Annotated in this window: 18 protein-coding genes; 10 read left to right on the top strand and 8 right to left on the bottom strand. The window is 62.0% G+C overall.

From position 1 onward, the window contains the following. Positions 1-83 precede the first annotated feature (83 nt). The gene (locus SM765_RS16800; protein ID WP_368981638.1) at positions 84-1,040 is read right to left on the bottom strand and encodes an NADPH:quinone oxidoreductase family protein; all 957 of its coding nucleotides are present in this window, start codon (positions 1,038-1,040) and stop codon (positions 84-86) included. A 351-nt stretch (positions 1,041-1,391) separates the two neighbouring features. On the opposite strand from SM765_RS16800, the gene SM765_RS16805 reads away from it, so the two are divergent. From SM765_RS16805 to SM765_RS16815, 3 genes are all read left to right on the top strand, one after another. Further along, the gene (locus tag SM765_RS16805) at positions 1,392-1,772 is read left to right on the top strand and encodes a helix-turn-helix domain-containing protein (RefSeq protein ID WP_065270778.1); all 381 of its coding nucleotides are present in this window, start codon (positions 1,392-1,394) and stop codon (positions 1,770-1,772) included. 65 nt (positions 1,773-1,837) lie between these two features. Continuing rightward, positions 1,838-2,629, top strand: coding sequence for a histidinol-phosphatase (gene hisN / locus SM765_RS16810; protein ID WP_274838629.1), 792 nt, complete (start codon positions 1,838-1,840; stop codon positions 2,627-2,629). A gap of 136 nt (positions 2,630-2,765) precedes the next feature. Further along, the gene (locus SM765_RS16815) at positions 2,766-4,106 is read left to right on the top strand and encodes an 8-oxoguanine deaminase (RefSeq protein ID WP_274838630.1); all 1,341 of its coding nucleotides are present in this window, start codon (positions 2,766-2,768) and stop codon (positions 4,104-4,106) included. A gap of 26 nt (positions 4,107-4,132) precedes the next feature. On the opposite strand, the gene guaD is transcribed toward SM765_RS16815, so the two are convergent. Next, entirely contained in the window at positions 4,133-5,419 is a 1,287-nt protein-coding gene (gene guaD / locus SM765_RS16820; RefSeq protein ID WP_274838631.1) for a guanine deaminase, read from the bottom strand. 135 nt (positions 5,420-5,554) lie between these two features. On the opposite strand from guaD, the gene mgtE reads away from it, so the two are divergent. The 4 genes from mgtE to SM765_RS16840 all read left to right on the top strand — a co-directional run bounded on the left by mgtE (position 5,555) and on the right by SM765_RS16840 (position 10,415). Beyond that, positions 5,555-6,943 (top strand): magnesium transporter, encoded by a 1,389-nt coding sequence (gene mgtE, locus SM765_RS16825; RefSeq protein ID WP_065270774.1) that lies wholly within the window; start codon positions 5,555-5,557, stop codon positions 6,941-6,943. Positions 6,944-6,971: 28 nt separating this feature from the next. After that, positions 6,972-7,535, top strand: a complete 564-nt coding sequence (locus SM765_RS16830; protein ID WP_274835735.1) for a 5-formyltetrahydrofolate cyclo-ligase — start codon at positions 6,972-6,974, stop codon at positions 7,533-7,535. A 106-nt stretch (positions 7,536-7,641) separates the two neighbouring features. Further along, a complete protein-coding gene (locus tag SM765_RS16835; RefSeq protein ID WP_274835734.1) occupies positions 7,642-8,457 on the top strand; it encodes a TIGR00282 family metallophosphoesterase in 816 nt (271 codons plus the stop codon). A 179-nt stretch (positions 8,458-8,636) separates the two neighbouring features. Continuing rightward, positions 8,637-10,415 (top strand): SLC13 family permease, encoded by a 1,779-nt coding sequence (locus tag SM765_RS16840; protein ID WP_274835733.1) that lies wholly within the window; start codon positions 8,637-8,639, stop codon positions 10,413-10,415. A gap of 7 nt (positions 10,416-10,422) precedes the next feature. Here the strand turns inward: SM765_RS16840 and SM765_RS16845 are convergent, their stop codons facing one another. Further along, the gene (locus SM765_RS16845; protein WP_274838632.1) at positions 10,423-12,198 is read right to left on the bottom strand and encodes an SLC13 family permease; all 1,776 of its coding nucleotides are present in this window, start codon (positions 12,196-12,198) and stop codon (positions 10,423-10,425) included. 250 nt (positions 12,199-12,448) lie between these two features. On the opposite strand from SM765_RS16845, the gene SM765_RS16850 reads away from it, so the two are divergent. Beyond that, positions 12,449-13,189, top strand: coding sequence for a YebC/PmpR family DNA-binding transcriptional regulator (locus SM765_RS16850; RefSeq protein ID WP_065270771.1), 741 nt, complete (start codon positions 12,449-12,451; stop codon positions 13,187-13,189). 85 nt (positions 13,190-13,274) lie between these two features. Here SM765_RS16850 and SM765_RS16855 read toward each other — a convergent pair whose 3' ends face one another. The 4 genes from SM765_RS16855 to SM765_RS16870 all read right to left on the bottom strand — a co-directional run bounded on the left by SM765_RS16855 (position 13,275) and on the right by SM765_RS16870 (position 16,889). Further along, the gene (locus SM765_RS16855) at positions 13,275-14,306 is read right to left on the bottom strand and encodes a DUF1036 domain-containing protein (RefSeq protein WP_274838633.1); all 1,032 of its coding nucleotides are present in this window, start codon (positions 14,304-14,306) and stop codon (positions 13,275-13,277) included. 119 nt (positions 14,307-14,425) lie between these two features. Further along, positions 14,426-15,274, bottom strand: coding sequence for a COG3904 family protein (locus tag SM765_RS16860; RefSeq protein ID WP_274838634.1), 849 nt, complete (start codon positions 15,272-15,274; stop codon positions 14,426-14,428). Positions 15,275-15,287: 13 nt separating this feature from the next. Next, positions 15,288-15,980, bottom strand: a complete 693-nt coding sequence (locus tag SM765_RS16865) for a nitroreductase family protein (RefSeq protein ID WP_274832497.1) — start codon at positions 15,978-15,980, stop codon at positions 15,288-15,290. A gap of 21 nt (positions 15,981-16,001) precedes the next feature. Beyond that, entirely contained in the window at positions 16,002-16,889 is an 888-nt protein-coding gene (locus tag SM765_RS16870; RefSeq protein WP_274838635.1) for a LysR family transcriptional regulator ArgP, read from the bottom strand. 96 nt (positions 16,890-16,985) lie between these two features. On the opposite strand from SM765_RS16870, the gene SM765_RS16875 reads away from it, so the two are divergent. Next, positions 16,986-17,591 carry a LysE/ArgO family amino acid transporter gene (locus SM765_RS16875; protein WP_274838636.1) on the top strand — a complete coding sequence of 202 codons (606 nt, stop codon included), beginning with the start codon at positions 16,986-16,988 and terminating at the stop codon, positions 17,589-17,591. Positions 17,592-17,704: 113 nt separating this feature from the next. Continuing rightward, positions 17,705-18,625 (top strand): DMT family transporter, encoded by a 921-nt coding sequence (locus tag SM765_RS16880; protein ID WP_274828356.1) that lies wholly within the window; start codon positions 17,705-17,707, stop codon positions 18,623-18,625. 30 nt (positions 18,626-18,655) lie between these two features. Here the strand turns inward: SM765_RS16880 and betI are convergent, their stop codons facing one another. Next, positions 18,656-19,231: a choline-binding transcriptional repressor BetI gene (gene betI, locus SM765_RS16885; protein WP_065270764.1), complete on the bottom strand. Its 576-nt coding sequence runs from the start codon at positions 19,229-19,231 to the stop codon at positions 18,656-18,658. Between the last annotated feature and the right edge of the window lie 111 nt (positions 19,232-19,342).

Genomic DNA, 19,342 nt, shown 5'->3' on the forward strand with positions numbered 1-19,342 from the left:
GGGAGTAAACGGCTCTCGAAAAGGGATGTGATCGCCATGGCCCTATAACCGTGCGATGGTGATTTCCCGGTTCTATTTACCTTTCACGGGGTAATAACGACCTTCCCGGTCGAGGCCCGGCTGCGCAGCAGCTCCATTCCTTCCGCGACCTGCGACAGTGGCAGGACGTGGCTGATATGCGGTTTGATCCGGCCTGCCGCGTGCCAGTCGAACAGGGTCGCAAAGGCCTGCTGAATGACCTCTGGCCGGGCTTTCATGTAGCCGCCGATATAAAAGCCGATCACGGTCAGGTTCTTGACCAGAAGATGATTGGCCGGGATCTGGGGCACTTCGCCGCTGGCAAACCCGATCGGTAGCAGCCGCCCGCAGGGGTTAGTCGCCCTAAAGGCAGCTTTCCACACCGGGCCCCCGACCGCATCATAGACAACATCGGCGCCGCCCAGGTCCTTGACGATGCTGCGCAGATCCTCGCTGTCGTCGATCAGGTGATCCGCGCCAGCGGCCCGGGCCACTTCCAGTTTGTCGGCGCCGCGCGCATGGGCGATAACGCGGGCGCCCATCAGCTTGCCAATCTCCACTGCGGTCAGCCCAACGCCTCCGGCAGCGCCGGTGACAAGCAGGGTTTCGCCCGGTTGCAACCAGGCGCAGTGATCCAGCGCCACCAGGCTGGTGCCATAGGCGATCTGCAGCGCGGCGGCGTGTTCAAAACTCATGCTGTCCGGAATGCGGACCGCGCGGCTGGCGTCAAACACACCTTCTTCAGCCAAGCCACCTTGACCGCAGAAGACTGCAACCCGGTCACCGATCTTGAACTCTGTTACCGTTTCTCCCAGTGCGGTTACCGTGCCAGAGACCTCCAAGCCCGGTACGAAGGGCAGGGTGGGGGTGTCCTGATAAGTGCCCTTTTGCATCAGCAGATCCGCGAAATTCAGCCCGCAGGCGGCGATCCTGACAGCGATCTGGCCTGCAGCCGGAGCCGGGCAGGCAATTTCGATCAGTTCCGGGGCGGCGTCGAAGGCGGTGACCTGATAAGCCTGCATGATGTCCTCTTGGTTTTGCCGCGCGAAAGGTGATTCGTTGCGTGACTGTTTGACAACAGACGCCGCAAATTCACCTCGCTATTTATGGGGAGGCATTATTTCACATGTTGTTGGTCGCATTAGCATGACAAAATGATGCATGAAATCATGTATTTGGATATCTTCAACCGCGACTGACCTTTGTCGCACTTGAATTCAACCGTGGAGGTCGTAAGCTCAGCTGAGGGGTTGAGCCTCTGTCGCGGTTTTAGAAGGTCCGGTAACGCGGGCCAGTGTTGATATCCTGACGGATTTAGCAATCATCGCGGCTACTTGGGCGCGAACCACTTTGGTATAACTAGGAGATAGCACATGGCTCATCCTGTAGATGTGCATGTCGGCAAACGGATCCGTCACCGTCGCTGGCTAATTGGTATGACACAGCAGCAACTGGCCGAGAAAGTCGGCATCAAGTTCCAGCAAATTCAGAAATATGAAACCGGTGCCAACCGGGTCAGCGCCTCCCGCCTTTGGGATATTTCTGACGCGATGGACGTCCCGGTCAGTTTCTTTTTCGATGGTCTACAGGAAGAGGATAAGGCCCCTGCCGACAAGGCAGACAAGGCGTCGGTGCCCGAGGATCTGATGGGCGATAAAGAGGCCCTGGATCTGGTGCGTTCCTATTACGCGATCCCCGAGAACCAGCGCAGGCGATTGTTCGAGCTGGCCCGTGTGCTCAGCGACGCAGCCTGAAAGTGAAAAGACCCTTCGGGGTCTTTTTTCTTGAATAGCGTGCGGCCAGATGGCACCGCCATCGCATGACACAGAATCCTGATTCCGATTTGGACGTTGCGCAGAAGATGGCCGATGCGGCCGGCGCAGCGATCCTGCCGTATTTCCGTAGCGCCACTCTTGGAGCGGACAACAAGCTGGAGGACGGGTTCGATCCGGTCACCGTCGCTGATCGCGATGCGGAACTGGCGATGCGGGCGGTGCTGGCGCAGTTGCGCCCTGATGATGGTATCCTGGGCGAGGAATTCGCTCCCGTCGAAGGCAGCTCTGGCCGGACCTGGGTTCTGGATCCTATCGATGGCACCCGCGGTTTCATAAGCGGCACGCCGACCTGGGGGGTGCTGATCGCCATGTCCGAGGCAGACGGCCCCGTGCTGGGCGTGATCGATCAGCCCTACACCGGCGAACGCTTTATCGGCGCGGCCGGGCTGGCGCAGATGACCGGGCCACAGGGCGCACGCGATCTGGCGACCCGCAACGGCACGGCGCTGGATCAGGCGATCCTTTTCACCACCTTCCCCGAAGTCGGCACCCCTGAAGAACGTGCTGGGTTCGAACGTGTCTCCGGAAAGGTCCGGCTGACGCGCTATGGCATGGACTGCTACGCCTATGCACTGCTGGCGGCGGGGCAGATCGATCTGGTGATCGAGGCGGGCCTCAACGCCTATGACGTGCAGGCCCCGATCGCAGTGATCCAGGCTGCAGGCGGTGTCGTAACTGATTGGGAGGGCGGCCCGGCCCATGAAGGCGGCCGGGTGCTTGCCGCCGCCAATGCCGAGTTGCACGCGGCGGCGCTGGCCCTATTGAAAAACAGCTGATCAGGTCCCGTCCGGGGCTTGAGCGCGGCCATGGCAGTGCTGTATAGCACCGCCACGGCCCGAGTCCTTTACCCGTATTCTGTCGGGCCAGTTCACACTTCCAAAACCGAAACGGGTGACAAAGGAGTGTGAACCGATGCAGGAAATCCTGATTCAAAATGCGACCACCGTCATCACCATGGATGATGCGGGCCGCGTATTGCACGATGCAGATGTTCTGATCCGGGGCGGTCAGATTGCCGAGGTGGGACAGGGGCTGCGCACGACAGGGCAGATCGTATCTGGCCGGGGCTGCGTGGTGACGCCGGGCCTCGTCAATACGCATCACCATCTTTATCAGAACCTCACGCGCGCAGTGCCCGGGGCGCAGGACGCGCTGCTGTTTGGCTGGTTGCAACGGCTCTATCCGATCTGGGCGCGCTTTGGTCCGGAGGAGATGTTCGTCTCTGCCCAGCTGGGGCTGGTGGAACTGGCTCTCTCCGGCTGTACGCTCAGCTCTGACCATCTGTACCTTTATCCCAACGGCGCGCGGCTGGAGGATACCATCCATGCCGCCCGCGAGGTCGGTTTGCGGTTTCACCCGACACGCGGCGCCATGAGCATCGGGGAAAGCGACGGGGGATTGCCGCCGGATAGCCTAGTCGAGCAAGAGACGGCCATTCTTGAAGATATGATCCGCGTGGTTGATGGCTTTCACGACGCCTCTGAGGGCTCTATGTGCCGGGTGGGGCTTGCGCCCTGTTCGCCGTTTTCCGTCAGCCGCGACCTGATGCGGGATGCGGCGTTGCTGGCGCGTGACAAGGGCGTGATGCTGCATACCCATCTGGCCGAAAATGATGAGGATATCGCCTATTCCGAGGCGCAGTTCGGCTGTCGGCCCGGGCAATATGCCGAGGAACTGGGCTGGACCGGCGATGACGTCTGGCACGCCCATTGCGTCAAGCTGGACGCGCAGGAGATCGATCTGTTTGCGCGCACCCGGACCGGCGTGGCGCATTGCCCCTGTTCCAATTGCCGCCTTGGCAGCGGTATCGCACCGGTACGGGCGATGCGCGATGCCGGGGTGCCGGTGGGGCTGGGCGTTGATGGCTCGGCCAGCAACGATATCGCCAACTTGATCGGCGAGGCGAGGCAGGCCATGCTGCTACAGCGGGTTGCGCAGGGCGCTGATGCCATGAGCGCCTATGAGGCGCTGGAAATCGCCACCCGTGGCGGCGCTGATATTCTGGGTCGTCCCGATTGCGGTCGGCTCAGCCCCGGCAAACGCGCCGACGTGGCAGTCTGGGATGTGACCGGCGTTGCCTCCAGCGGCAGCTGGGACCCGGCGGCCTTGCTGCTGGCCGGGCCGACACAGGTCAAACACCTGTTCGTGGAAGGGCGTCAGATCATCTCTGGCGGAGAGGTCACCAGCCTTGATCTGCCGCGGCTGATCGAACGCCATGGTCAGCTGGCCCGCGCCTTGGCCGAGAAGGCGTAACGGAGGGTTTCTGGCGGGGCGGGCCGTCAGACCTGCCGCCCGCCGATCCACACTTCGGACACGGCCCGGTCATCACCCATCATGATGGTGGCAAAGGTGGCCTCCCAGATGTCATCGGCGCGGGCGGCGCGCTGGGCGATGGCGGGGGAGGAGGCGAGATCGAGCACCACAAGATCGGCCTCCATGCCCAGGGCGACATTGCCAATCTTGTCTTCAAGCCGCAGCGCCGTGGCCGAGCCTTGCGTTGCCAGCCACAACAGCTGGGCCGCGTGCAGGGGCGTGCCGCGCAGCTGGCCGATCTCATAGGCTGCCGCCATGGTGCGCAGCATGGAAAAGCTGGATCCGCCGCCGGTGTCGGTGGCAAGGCCGATCCGCTGCCCTTCGGCCATCAGTCCGGCCATATCGAACAGCCCGGACCCGATGAAGGTGTTCGACGTGGGGCAATGCACCAGCGCGGCGCCATGTTCGCGCAGCCGGTCACGTTCGCGCGGTTCCAGATGGATGGCATGCCCATAAAGGCCACGTGCGCCCAACAGGCCAAAGGCCTCGTAGGTGTCCAGATAATCACGGGCATCCGGGAACAGATCCTTGACCCAGGCGATCTCATCCGTCTGTTCACTCAGATGGGTTTGCATCAGGCAGCTGGGGTTGGCGGCCCAGAGGGCGCCGATGGCCTCTAGTTGTTCAGGGGTAGAGGTGGGGGAGAACCGCGGCGTGATCGCATAATCCAGCCGGTCGATCCCGTGCCAGCGCGCGATCAGCGCCGCACTGTCGTCATAGGCAGACTGAACCGTATCCTGCAGCCCTTCTGGGGCGTTGCGGTCCATACAGGTTTTACCCGCCACAACCCGTTGCCCGCGCGCCTGCGCCGCCGTGAAGAAGGCATCGACGCTTTCGGGGTGAATGGTGCAATAGCTGCAGACCGTGGTGGTGCCATGGGCAGCGGTCAGGTCCAGATAGCGGGCTGAGATCTCATCGGCATAGGCACGATCACCAAAGCGCATCTCCTCGGGGAAGGTATAGCTGTTCAGCCAGTCGATCAGCCGCTTGCCCCAGCTGGCAATAATGGCGGTCTGGGGATAGTGCACATGCGCATCGACGAAGCCGGCAAGAATCAGCTTCTCCCCATGATCATGCAACGCGGCTGCGGGAAACCTCTGGCGCAGATCGTCAAAGCTGCCGACGGCGGCAACCTTCCCATCCTGCACTGCCACTGCCTCGCTCAGCCTTGCCGCTTCCTGCGGTGCCTCGGTGGCAAAGGGGGAGCCTTGAAAGGACAGGACCTGTCCCCGCAGGATGTGGGCGTTGCTCATGATGTGCTGTCCTTTCGTGCGAATTCACCGCATGCAGGATACGCGCGGCGCGCGCGGCGGTAAATTGTGTCATTGTCATTGTTTTCCGGTAGCAGCTTCTTCTATTCATGGGACAAGCATCGGAAGGGGCAGCGTATGAGCACAGGCGACGAGACCATCGGGACCGACAAGGGCCAGGACGACGCCTATATGCTGGATCGCCGCCGCGTGGCGCAGATCCTTTATGCTGTGGATACCAACGACAAGGCCGAGCTGGCGAACCTGATGGAGCCGCTGCACGCGGCCGACATCGCCGACCTTCTGGAGCAGGTGAACGCCTATGACCGGGCCCGGCTGATCCGGCTTTATGACCGCGAATTCGACGGCGAAATCCTGTCAGAACTGGACGAGGCGATCCGCGAGGAAGTGATCGCGATCCTCAACCCGCAGGTTTTGGCTGAAGCAGTCCGGGATCTGGACAGCGACGATGTGGTCGACCTGCTGGAGGACCTTGAGGAGCCGCAGCAGGAAGCCATTCTCGACGCGCTGGAGGATTCCGACCGGGTCGCGATCGAGCAATCGCTGAGCTACCCGGAAAACTCCGCCGGCCGCCTGATGCAGCGCGAAGTGGTGATGGCGCCGGAACACTGGACGGTGGGGCAGGCGATTGATTTCATGCGCGAAAGGTCGGACCTTCCAGCGCAGTTCTATCACGTGGTCATGGTCAGTCCGCGCCTGCATCCGGTGGGCAATGTCACCCTTGGCCGGATCATGTCGGCCCGACGCGAGGTACCGCTTACCGATCTCAGGGAAGAAACCTTCCAGGTCATTCCCGCCGATCAGGACGAGGAAGACGTGGCCTATGCCTTTAACCAGTATCACCTGATTTCGGCCCCGGTGGTCGATGACGAGGGGCGTCTTGTGGGTGTCATCACCATCGACGATGCCATGGCGGTTCTGGATGAAGAGCACGAAGAAGACATCCTTCGCCTGGCCGGTGTCGGCGAAGGCAGCCTGTCGGACCGGGTGATTGACACCACCAAGCGGCGGTTCCCCTGGCTGGCGGTCAACCTGGTAACGGCGGTGCTGGCGTCGATGGTGATTTCAATGTTCGAAGATACCATCGCCCGGTTCGTGGCCCTCGCCGTGCTGATGCCCATCGTGGCCTCGATGGGCGGCAATGCCGGCACCCAGTCGCTGACGGTGGCGGTGCGTGCGCTGGCCACACGCGACCTGACAGGATCAAACGTCTGGCGGGTGATCCGGCGTGAGGTTCTGGTGGGGCTGGTCAACGGTCTGATCTTTGCCGTTGTGATGGGCTGTGTCGGGCTGTTGTGGTTCGGCTCGCCGCAGCTTGGCGCGGTGATTGGCGTCGCGATGGTCATCAATCTGGTCGTGGCAGGCCTCGCCGGGACCGTGGTGCCGGTTATGCTGGAAAAAATGAATGTGGACCCGGCACTTGCCTCGGGGGCTTTTGTGACGACGGTGACCGATATCGTTGGGTTCTTTGCCTTCCTCGGTCTGGCTGGGCTGGTTCTTCTCTAGGCATTCAATCCCGGCAAAGGAGGGAGCAATGGCGGATCTGGCAGCGATCAAGGCACAAGCGCGCAAGGCGGCCTTTGCCCGGCGCAAAGAGGCCTTCGACATGGGAAAACCCGGTGCCGCCGGGCATCTGTCCGAGGTGCTGGCCGGGTATCGCGGTGTTCCACTGTCCGGATACATGCCGATCCGAACCGAGATTGATCCGCTGCCTGCCATGGCCGAAGCCGCAGCCCATGGAGCCGTCGGCGTACCGGTGATCGAAGGCGCAGGTCTGCCCTTGCGATTCAGTCGCTGGCAGCCCGATGCGCCGCTGCGCGAAGGACCATTTGGCGCGATGGTACCTGCGGTGGATGACTTCTTTGAACCCGAGATCCTGATTGTGCCGCTGGTGGCCTTTGATCTGTCCGGCGGGCGGCTTGGCTATGGTGGCGGCTTTTACGACCGAACCCTGGAGCTCTTGCGCAGCAAGCGGGCGACGCTGGCCATCGGCTTTGCCTTTGACGCGCAGGAGGCGGAAGATCTGCCGCTGGAGCCGACCGATCAGCCGCTTGACATGATCGTGACCGAAAGCCGTATCATCCAGTTTTCCCGATAGGGAAGGGGCTTAGGTCGCATGTGGCTCGCGGTATTTGAGGCGAAAAACGCCACATAGGGCGCGTCGGGGGCTTGTTCCCCGTCGCAGCGCCGCCTAGGACTGAGCCATGAGAATTCTGTTTCTAGGCGATGTGATGGGCCGCGCGGGGCGCCGTGCCATCACCGAAAACCTGCCGCGACTGCGCAAGGAGTGGCGGTTGGATTTTGTTGTGGTCAACGGCGAGAACGCGTCGAATGGCATGGGGCTCAGCGGCGATCACGCCAAGCTTCTGCTTGACGCCGGGGCTGATTGTCTGACCCTTGGCGATCATGCCTTCGACCAAAAGGACATGATGCAGTTCATCGAAAAGGAACCGCGCATCATCCGGCCACTGAATTTCGCAAAAGGCGCACCGGGGCGGGGATATCGCCTGTTCGACGCGCCCGGCGGGCGCAAGGTGCTGGTAACGCAGGCGCTGGGTCAGGTGTTCATGAAGCGGGCCTATGACGATCCCTTTGGCGCCGTCGAAGGCGTGCTGAAGGCGCATCCGCGCGGCGGGCTGGCGCAGGCGGTGATCGTCGACATGCATTGCGAGGCGACCTCGGAAAAGATGGCGATGGGGCATTTCTGCAATGGCCGGGCCTCGCTGGTGGTCGGCACCCACACTCATGTCCCCACCGCTGATGCGCAACTCCTGTCCGAAGGCACCGGTTATCTGACCGATGCGGGCATGTGCGGCGACTACAATTCCGTCATCGGCATGGACAAGGCCGAACCGATGCGCCGGTTCCTGACTGGCATGCCCAAAAGCCGCTTCACCCCGGCGGAAGGGGAGGCGACCCTGTCGGGTGTCTTTATCGTAACAGACGACCGCACCGGCGCGGCCAAGGAAATCCACATGGTCCGGGACGGTGGTCTGCTGCAAGGCGCGGCACCGGTCTGATCCACTGACCTGTCGCTCCGGCCACCAAATGCGCATTGAAATCATCGTGAGATGCCAAATGCTTGTGGGCGGGGTGCAGAAGTGCTTGCCCCGCAATTTAGGATCGGGGACACTCCGTGCCGGTCTGGCATAATGGGCGGGACCGCAGCATCGCAAACCAGGTAGGATATTTGCCGCACATGCATGTCTTTCAAGTCGCTCAGAACGGCAGCGCCCTGATCACCCTTCTGATCGTCGCACTGATGTTTCTGGCCTTTCTGAAGGAAACCTACCCGACCGAGGTGGTGGCCCTCGCTGGGGTGTCTCTGATGCTGATCACCGGCGTTCTGCCTTATGATGCGGCGCTGCCGGTGCTTTCCAACCCGGCGCCGTGGACGATTGCGGCGATGTTCATCATCATGGGAGCCTTGGTGCGCACCGGGGCGCTGGATGCCTTTACCGCGATTGCCCGCAAACAGGCCGAGGTCAGCCCCAAGCTGGCCGTTGCCATGTTGATGGCCTTCGTCGTGGGCGCCTCTGCTATCGTCTCCAACACGCCGGTTGTGGTGGTTATGATCCCGGTGTTCATCCAGATCTCCCGCACGCTGGATGTCTCGGCCTCCAAGATGCTGATCCCGCTCAGTTATGCGGCGATCCTGGGTGGCACGCTGACGCTGATCGGCACCTCGACCAACCTCTTGGTGGATGGTGTGGCCCGGGCACAGGGTTTGGCGGCTTTCAGCATTTTCGAAGTCACGCCGCTAGGGGTCATTCTTGTGATCTGGGGCATGGTCTACCTGCGCTTCATCGCGCCGCGACTGCTGCCGGACCGGGATAACCTGGCCAATCTTCTGAGCGACCGCTCGAAGATGAAATTCTTCACCGAGGCAGTCATTCCCCCCGAAAGCAACCTGATCGGCCGTGAGGTTTCCGGCGTTCAGCTGTTCAAACGCCCGGGCGTGCGCCTGATCGACGTCATCCGCGGCGATGTCTCGCTGCGGCGGAACCTCAAAGGCGTCGAACTTCAGGTCGGGGACCGGGTGGTGCTGCGCACCCAGATGACCGAACTTCTGAGCCTGCAAAGCAATAAAGAACTGAAGCGCGTCGATCAGGTGTCGGCGGTGGAGACCAAGACTGTCGAGGTTCTGATCACCCCTGGTTGCCGTCTGGTCGGGCGCTCGCTGGGTGCCATGCGCCTGCGTCGCCGCTATGGTGTCTATGTGCTGGCGGTGCACCGGCGCAATCAGAACATCGGTGTGCAGCTCGACGATCTGGTGGTACGGGTCGGAGATACCCTGCTGCTGGAAGGCGCCCCTGCGGATATTCAGCGTCTGGCGGCGGATACGGATATGGCCGATGTCTCTCAGCCGACGCAGCGGGCCTATCGCCGTAGCCACGCACCCCTTGCGATCGCGGCGCTTCTAGGAATCGTGCTGCTGGCCGCGCTGGGCGTTGCGCCGATCCTGATGCTGTCGGTTGTCGCGGTGGCGCTGGTGCTGGTCAGCCGCTGCATCGACGCGGATGAGGCGTTTTCCTTTGTCGACGGGCGGCTACTGGCGCTGATTTTCTCGATGCTGGCGATTGGCGCTGCGCTGGAAAGCTCGGGCGCGGTTGCGCTGATCGTTAATGCCATCGCACCGGGCCTGTCCGGCCTGCCACCCTTCCTGCTGGTCTGGGCGGTCTATCTGCTGACGTCGGTGCTGACCGAGCTGGTGTCGAACAACGCGGTGGCGGTGGTGGTGACCCCCATCGCCATCGGGCTTGCCCAGGCGATGGGGCTGGATCCGCGTCCGCTGGTGGTTGCGGTGATGGTGGCGGCCTCGGCATCCTTTGCGACGCCCATCGGCTATCAGACCAATATGCTGGTCTATGGTCCGGGTGGCTACAAGTTCACCGACTTCCTGCGCGTGGGCATTCCGTTGAACCTCAGCATCGGCCTGCTGGCCTCGGCCCTTATCCCGCTGTTCTGGCCTCTTTGAGGCGCGATTACATCGGCCAGAAGAACAGGATGGCCGGGATCGAAACCGCGATCACCAGGATTTCCAGCGGCAGTCCCATGCGCCAGTAATCGCCGAACTGATAGCCACCGGGACCAAGCACCAGCGTGTTGTTCTTGTGGCCGATGGGAGTCAGAAACGCCGCAGAGGCCGCCACGGCGACCGCCATCAGGAACGGGTCCGGGGAGACGTTCAGCGCCGTTGCCATCTGGATACCCACCGGGGCCGCAACAATGGCCGTGGCCGTGTTGTTCAGCACATCTGACAGCGTCATTGTGACCACCATCAGTACGGTCAGGATCGCCCAGGCAGGCAGGCCCTCGGTCAGGCCGATCAGGCCGTTGGCGATCAGCTGGGTACCGCCGGAACTGTCCAGCGCGGCGCCGAGTGGGATCATCGAGCCCAGAAGAACGACCACAGGCCATTCGATGTGATCATAGATTTCCGCCACCGGCAGGATCTTTGTCAGCACATAGGCAATTGCCACCAACCCGAGCGCCACTGGCAGGTAGACAAGGCCCACCGAGGCCGCCGCTACAGCTGCAGCAAACAGGCTGATGGCCATCCATGTTTTATCATTGGCGGTGACGGATAGGCCCCGTTGGGCCAGTGGCAGGCAGCCAAGCCATTCGGTCACATCGGCGCTGCGGTCGCGCGGGCAGAGCAGCAACAGGATATCGCCCGGTTCGATGGTGGTCTGGCGGATATGGCTGGTCAGACGCCGCCCTTGCCGGGAAATGCCCAACAGGACCGTGCTTTGCCGCCAGGCAAGGCCGACGGCCTGGGCGCTGCGCCCGTTGACGCGCGCGGTTTCCGGCACCACCACCTCGACCAGCTCCAGCCCTTCGCCCGCGGCGGTCAGCTTTTCCTGCCGCGCGGCATCGGCAAAATCGAGCGACAGCGCTGTGCGGAACTCGTCCAGCGCTTCGGGCGTGGCCTCGATCACAAGCGTGTCGGCGGCCCGCAGGCTGTATGCGGCGGCACGACCATAAAGTCGTTTGCCGTCCCGGATCAGGCCTAGAATCGCCACGTCCGCCTTTTCCGCCTCGCTGTCCAGCTCTCCCAGGCGCCTATCGATCAGGGGGGACTCTTCGGGCACTGTCAATTCGGCGATGTAATCGGCAATCTGCGCCTCTGACGCGCCGGCGGCGTTCTCGCGCTGCGGAATAAGGCGCCAGCCGATCAGGGCCACGAAGGCGAGACCGGCAACCGAGGCAACAAAGCCGACCGGGGCGAAATCGAACATGTGGAAGGGCTCACCAAGGGTGTCTTGGCGGATCGAGGCGATGATGATGTTGGGCGGGGTGCCGATCAGCGTGACCATACCGCCAAGGATCGTCGCAAAACTCAGCGGCATCAGGCTCAGCCCCGGCGCGCGGCCCGCCTTGCGCGCGGTCTGGATATCCACCGGCATCAACAGGGCGAGCGCAGCTACATTGTTCATGAAGGCCGACAGGACCGCGCCGATCCCGCCCATCAAGCTGATATGCAGGCCCAGGGCGCGGCTGCTGTCGACCAGCGTGCGGGTGATCAGGAACACCGCGCCAGACCGCACCAACCCGGCCGAGACGATCAGCACCAGTGCCACCACCAGCGTCGCGGGATGGCCGAAACCGGCAAAGGCATCCTTGGCCGGGACGACGCCGATCACCACCGCCACCATCAGCGCTGAAAAGGCCACCAGATCATAGCGGTAGCGCCCCCAGAGCAGCATCCCGAAGACCGCTGCGAAGATGGTGAAAAGAATGCCTTGGTCAAATGTCATTGCTGCCTGTCCCTGGTTAAATCCGGCATGAAGCCCTGCAAACGCCGGGACAGTCATTCCGGTAATGGGGGCAGTGTCGCGCAAAGCCGCAGCCGATGCCAGTACTGGCCTGAAAGCCGGACGGATTTGTGTGCCTGAAGCTTTGAGGCGTGCTGCTGAGGTGGCTTTGGCACCAATCTCTTGCGGCCCGCGATGCAGGGCTGTATCAAACGCCCCGACAAGATCAATCGGTAGAAATGGAGGCTGGCGCATGGCAGGCCACTCAAAATGGGCGAATATTCAGCACCGCAAGGGTCGTCAGGACGCCGCGCGTTCAAAGCTTTTTTCCAAGCTGGCCAAGGAAATCACCGTGGCCGCGAAGATGGGCGACCCGGATCCTGAAAAGAACCCGCGCCTGCGTCTTGCGGTGAAAGAGGCCAAGAGCCAATCGGTCCCCAAGGACGTGATCGAACGCGCGATCAAAAAGGCGATCGGCGGCGATGCGGAAAACTATGACGAGATCCGCTATGAAGGCTACGGGCCGAACGGCGTTGCGGTGATCGTCGAGGCGATGACCGACAACAAGAACCGGACCGCTTCGACGGTGCGCTCGACCTTTACCAAGAACGGCGGCAACCTTGGCGAGACCGGCTCGGTCGGCTTCATGTTCGACCGCAAGGGTGAGGTGACCTATCCCGCTTCGGTTGGCGATGCGGACACCGTGATGATGGCTGCCATCGAAGCGGGCGCCGAGGATGTCGAAAGCTCGGAAGACGGCCATATCATCTATTGCGCCGACACCGATCTCAACGATGTGTCCAACGCGCTCGAAGCGGAACTGGGCGAGTCTGAATCGACCAAGCTGATCTGGAAGCCGACCACCACCACCGAGCTGGACCTGGAAGGCATGCAGAAGCTGATGAAGCTGGTCGATGCGCTGGAAGATGACGACGACGTGCAGCGTGTCACCACCAACTTCGAAGCCTCGGACGAGGTCATGGCGCAGCTGTAACGCGGCATCATACGCTTCGCAGTAGAATAAAAAGGCCCGCCAATCTGGCGGGCCTTTTGCGTTTAAGTTCCTTTGGGCCGAAAGGTCAGTCCAGCTTGCGGTAGCTCAGGAAATTACCGCCGGGCAGATACATCAGCGTCATTTCGAAATCGGACATGCTGTCGATGGCATAGCAGTAGCTCTCGCCGGTCTCTTCTTCGCGCGCGTAAAGGTAGGGGCCTGCGCCCTGAAAACTGTCGCACCAGTTTGACACGGAAATATAGTCGCGTCCGGTGATGGCACCGTCATATGTGTTGTCGCGCTCAGACCCCAGAATGTTGAACTGGGAATTGGGATCATCGACCGAGTACCAACTGCCTTGCATCCGGTTCAGGATTGAATCCGCGTTGGTCCAGGGACGAATGGTGATATCGCGCAGCACAACATCCGCGCTGCGGTCGTAAATGGCTTCCAGATCGCCCTGAACCTCGATGGGCGTGCCGGGGTCCAGTTTCTCCATGATGGCAAAAACGAACTGCGGCGTGCGCCCGTCATCGGAGACGTAGAACTTGGTGCCGTCGGCATGAAAGCTGCAGGTGCGGGCGCCCTCATAGGTGCAGTCCTGCAGGTTGGCCATGTTGGAATAGGGCTCGCCATAGGTGCCCGCCGGGGCGGGGCCTGTGGCTGGAGCAGGTGCCGGTGGCGGAGGGGCGGGCTTCGGTGTGGTTTCGCTCTTGCTGGTGGAATTGTCCACCAGAGTCAGGGTGAACTGTTTCGCGGTCTTGCCGGTGTCCAGTTTGCGGAAGCCGGTGCTCTCATATCCCCGTGCGGCACACTCGGAATCTCCCGATATTGTGAAGGCCTGTGAGGTGGTGCAGAAGGTGAAATCACCGCTGGCAAAGGCCGAACCCGAAGAATTGGCACGGTAGTAATAGTAGCGATTCTTCAGATCCCCGCCGAGCGGCGTCTTGCAATCGCCCGCATCGATGTTCCACCATCCCTTGGATACCCAGGTGTCGCCATCGGCGTATCCGATCGCCACGCTGAGGCTGCGCCCGGCATCGTTGCAGATTTCAAGGCCTGCAAAGGCAGGAGCGGCAGAGAAGGCGAGGCATAAACCGGCAGTGACAAAGCGCATAACATATCCTGAATTTGAACGATTTCAGGCTAGGCACGGGGAATGCATCGCGCAAGAAAAACCGGCCTGTAACGTGTCAGCACCGTAAAAGGCACCGCAATTGTGGCGTTTTGAGCTTTTCAGTCGGCCCCGGCGGTGATCACGCCCGCGGCGCGCAGTTCCGCGTGCTCCGGTATCCAAAGGTCGGAGTTGGCCACCTCAAAGACCCTCTGCACAAACCCTTCGCTGATGCCCTGCTGCAGGAAAAAGGACAGGTCCTTCTCCTGCTCTTTCTTCAGGTCCAGTTGCGGCAGCCCACCTTCGAACATCAGTGCATAGCCGTGAAATCCGAGCTGTCCCTTGGGGGCGAGGAGGCGCTCCTGCCCAGCGGCAAAGATCACTGTGCAGGCCGAGGCACAGAGGTCGGCAGCCTGGGTATCAAGGCCACGGGTCCGGATCAGCTTGGCCACGCCGCGCGCCTCGTAGATCAGCCCGCCGGGGCCGGTCAGATGCAGGGAGCGGACCTCTGGTGCCGCGTCCAGCGTGGCTGTAATGCGCCGGGTCAGCCCGTGGGTGATCTCGCCGGTAAAGATCAGGGTGCGGCCATCATCGGACAGGGTCAGACTATAGAGCTGCTGGCGCGCCTGTTCCTGCTGCTGGGCATAGGGCAGGGTTTCCACCTGTCCGGCAGTCAGCAGGGCGCCCCACCACTGCGTCAGTGTTGCAAATCCTGCAAACAATAGAACGAGATAGCTGCCCCAGACCGGCGCCATCGATCCGGTGCTGCGGATGTGCCCGTCCGTGCTGCGCAGCAAATCGCGGCTTTGCCAGGCCAGCAGCACCCCATCTGCCGCGATCAGCGCCCAGGCCAGTGACACGGGCAGCCAGAAGAAATGATTGAGGGCCAGCCAGACCAGCAGAACCCCGGCCCGTGGCAGAACCACGTGCAGGCCAAGGCTGCGCCGCAGAGAGGCTGGCCCGGGTGTCACACCGGGCTTTCTGTCATTCGAAGACCTGGCAAATCTCCTCCAGAGGTTTTTTGAACTTGGCGACTGAGGGAACCATAGCATTTTCTGCCGGATGGCCTACAGCGATGATCATCGTAGGCTTTTCCGAGGCCGGGCGACCCAGGGCGCCATTGAGGAACTTCATCGGGTTCGGCGTGTGGGTCAGGCTGACCAGACCAGCGGTATGCAGCGCCGTCAGCAAAACGCCGGTGGCAATGTTCACGCTTTCGGGCACGTAGTAGTTCTTGTAACGGGTGCCGTCCGCAAACTCGCCCCAGCGCTGGGCGAAGACCACGATCAGCCAGGGCGCGATGGTCAGATGCGGTTTGTCTTCATTGGTGCCGATCGGCTCAAGCGCCTTGATCCATTCATCGCCAGCGCCGCCTGCATAGAACTTGCGTTCTTCTTCCTCAGCCTCGGCGCGGATCCGGGCCTTCAGTTCTGGGTTCGAAACGGCCGCAAAGAACCAGGGCTGGTGGTTGGCGCCCGATGGCGCGGTGCCCGCCGCCCGGATGCAGTCCTCGATCACCTGTCGGGGCACCGGCTGATCTGTGAAATCGCGCACCGTGTGGCGCCGCTGCATATGGGCGAGAAACTCAGTCGCCTTTTCCTGCATCTGCGCATCCGTGTACGCGGCCCGGTCGGGCAATGGCAGCGGATCATAGCTGAGAGAGTCTTGTGAAAACATGAGGGGTCTTTCCGATTGGTCTTAACGGTCTTGGGTCAAATGCCGTCGCGCTGATGTCTGCACAGACCGGGTGACCTCTGCAAGGGCAGGCGCCATCACCCGCGCCACCTGCCACGTGAGCGGAACCCGCAGGATTGTGTCGGGGATGAGTGGCACCAGACGGCCGCTGTGCAGCTCTTCCCCGATGATGGAAAGCGGGTTCATGCCCCAGCCGAGACCGGCAGCTGCGGCTTCGATAAAAGCCTGGGTAGAGGGCAGGTAGTGCGCGGGCGGCGACAACCGGGGTGCCACGTTCCGCTCCAGCCACTGCTGCTGCAGTCTGTCCTTTGCGTTAAAGATCATGCAGGGCGCCTCGGCAGCGGCCTCTGGCGTGACGCCGTCTGGAAACCAGCGCGCCATGAAGTCCGGGCTGGCGGTTGCCGCATAGTCCAGCGTGCCGAGCGGGTAGGCATCAAACCCGGGCACGGGCCGGGTGCTGGCGGTGACCGCGGCTGAGACCTCGCCGCGCTTCAGCCAGTCGGCGCTGTGATCCTGATCGTCCACCAGGAGATCGAACAGCACGCCGTCAGTTCCGGCCATCGCGTCGATGAACCAGCTGGCAAGGCTGTCGGCATTGACCGCGATGCGCAGACGCACCGGGGCCGTGCCGTTTTCCAGCGCCAGCTCCCGCGCCAGCTGCGCCTCAAGAAGGCCGATATCCTCGGCGTGTTTGGCAATCCTCAGCCCCGCCGCCGTGCCGGTGCAGGGCACACCGCGCAGGACCAGTGCGATGCCGGTACGGTCCTCCAGCGCCTTGATCCGCTGTGAAATGGCCGAGGGCGTCACCCCAAGGGCATGGGCCGCAGCTTCGAACGAGCCATGGTGTAAAACGGCCCGGAGCGCGGAAAGGTGATTGGGGTCGAGTTGCATTAGCTGTGCTTAATCCAGGTTATCATATTTAATTGGATTATCCGGACTGGGGCGCATAGTCAAAGCGCGAAGAGTTCCAGCAGAAAGACGCCCAGCATGTCAGCCAGCCTTGCTTCCGGATTTGCCCTCGGCTTTAGCCTGATCCTCGCGATCGGGGCGCAGAACGCATTTGTGCTGCGGCAAGGGCTGCGGCGGCAGCATGTGTTCTGGATCTGCCTGACCTGTGCAGGTTCGGACGCGGTTCTGATCTATGCCGGGGTTCTGGGGTTTGGATCGCTGACGCAGGCGCTGCCGGGGATCGAGACCATCATGCGCTTTGGCGGGGCTGCTTTCCTGATCTGGTATGGCGCGCGCAGTCTGCTGGCGGCCTGGCGCGGCGGCGCCGTGCTGGAGGCGGCGGGGCAAGGCAATCAGAGCGCGCCTCTGCTGCCGGTTCTGGCGACGGTGCTGGCGCTGACCTGGCTCAACCCGCATGTCTATCTCGATACGGTGGTTCTCTTGGGCACGATCTCGGCGCAGGATCCGGCGCCGCTGATCTTTGGCCTTGGGGCCGTTTTGGCAAGTTTCACGTTTTTCTTTTCCCTTGGATATGGCGCGGGTCTGCTGGCGCCTGTGTTTGCCAAGCCCCGGTCCTGGCAGGTGCTTGAGGCAGTTGTCGGGCTGACAATGTGGGCCATTGCAGCGAACCTCCTGTTGATCTGAGGGAGGGCAAGTGCTGGGCGAGGCAGAGCGCTTCGCGGGCAAAGGTGGATGCCGAAAATAATTGCCATGTTCAGGGTTGTACCCTTTGCCGTTTGGGTGTTCTGTCTGGCGTCATGAGTGATGCGCAGCAGACAAAAGACCGGGACACTAATCCCGTGATGGGCATTTTCTGGATGCTGGTGACCGGGCTGAACTTTGTCGCGGTTACCGCATTGGTCAAATATCTGGGCGGTCGGATCCCCCCTGCCGAATCCGCTTTCCTCAGATACCTTTTGGGGCTGGTGTTCCTGATCCCGATGATTGGCGCGCTGCGTCAGGCCAAGCTGACGCCCAAGCTGTGGGGACTGTTTGCTGGACGCGGCGTTCTGCATACGCTTGGGGTGATGCTGTGGTTCTTTTCCATGACTCAGATCCCGCTGGCCGAGGTCACGGCGATGAACTATCTGGCGCCAGTCTATGTCACCATCGGGGCGGCTGTGTTTCTGGGTGAGAAACTGGCCCTGCGCCGGATCGCGGCGATCATCGCGGCTTTGATTGGTGCGCTGATCATCCTGCGGCCAGGGTTTCGGGAAATCTCACCCGGGCATATCGCAATGCTGGCAGCGGCGGTGGTGTTTGGCGGCTCTTATCTGCTGGCCAAATTCACCGTGGACGGTACCAATCCGGTTGTGGTGGTAGCCATGCTGTCGCTTTGGGTGACGGCGGGGCTGGCGCCCTTTGCGGCGGCGGTCTGGGTGACCCCGACACTGGCTGAGCTTGGCATTCTCTTTGCGGTGGCCTGTTTCGCCACGGCGGGGCACTACACGATGACGCTTGCCTTCTCGGCGGCGCCGGTTGCGGTGACGCAGCCGGTGACCTTCCTGCAGCTGATCTGGGCGACGCTTCTGGGGGCGCTGGTGTTTGACGAGGCGATCGACATCTGGGTGGTTTCGGGCGGTGCGCTGATCCTTGGGGCGATCAGTTTCATCACCTGGCGCGAGGCGGTGTTGAAGCGCCGCGCCATCACACCGCCGGTGCCTGCGACCAAGGTCTGAAGGTCCTGACTGTAGGTGGTTGGGCCGGTCTTATGACAGGGCCAGATCCACGACACGGTGCGCTGCGCGCCGTGCGGCTTCGGGATCGACCGGACCTTCGGACTGCGCGGTCTGCAGCCAGACGCCGTCCATATAGCACTGCAGGGCCTGCCGCGCGGTTTCAATCTCTGCCTCGGGCAGAAGATGCCGCAGTTCGGCCAGAAAATGGCTGCGCACCCGGGTCCTGTTGATGCGGTGCAGCCGCGACAGACGCGGCGAGTAGGGCGCATTGGCCCAGAACTGCATCCACAGGCTGCATTGCGTCACGGTGAACAGATTGTCGGAAAAGTTCGCATCCATCACCGCGTATAGCCGTTCTTTCGGCGTGCGCGCGGTGGCGTAGCCTTCGACCATGGCGGTCCGCAGCTTGCGCAACAGATGCCGCATCGTGGCTTCCATCAGCCCTTCCTTGGAGCCGAAGTAATAGTTGATCGACGCCGCCGAGGCTCCGGCTTCAGCGGCGATTTCGGCCATGGTCACAACACCATAACCGCGCTTGTGCACGGCAACGATGGTGGCTTCGATCAGCTCTTCGTTGCGGATATCTCGGATGCGTTTTCGTCCCATAACGCAGTTTTGCGTTACATGCGCGCCGGATACAAGCGATGTTATGTGGCTTCAATAACTTGTATGACGGTACAAAAAACTGTTTGGCTTACCGGCAAGTCGTGGTAGGGC

Origin of the sequence: Pseudophaeobacter sp. 1A09344 (assembly GCF_041008745.1) — a bacterium.
GTDB lineage: Bacteria > Pseudomonadota > Alphaproteobacteria > Rhodobacterales > Rhodobacteraceae > Phycobacter > Phycobacter gallaeciensis_A.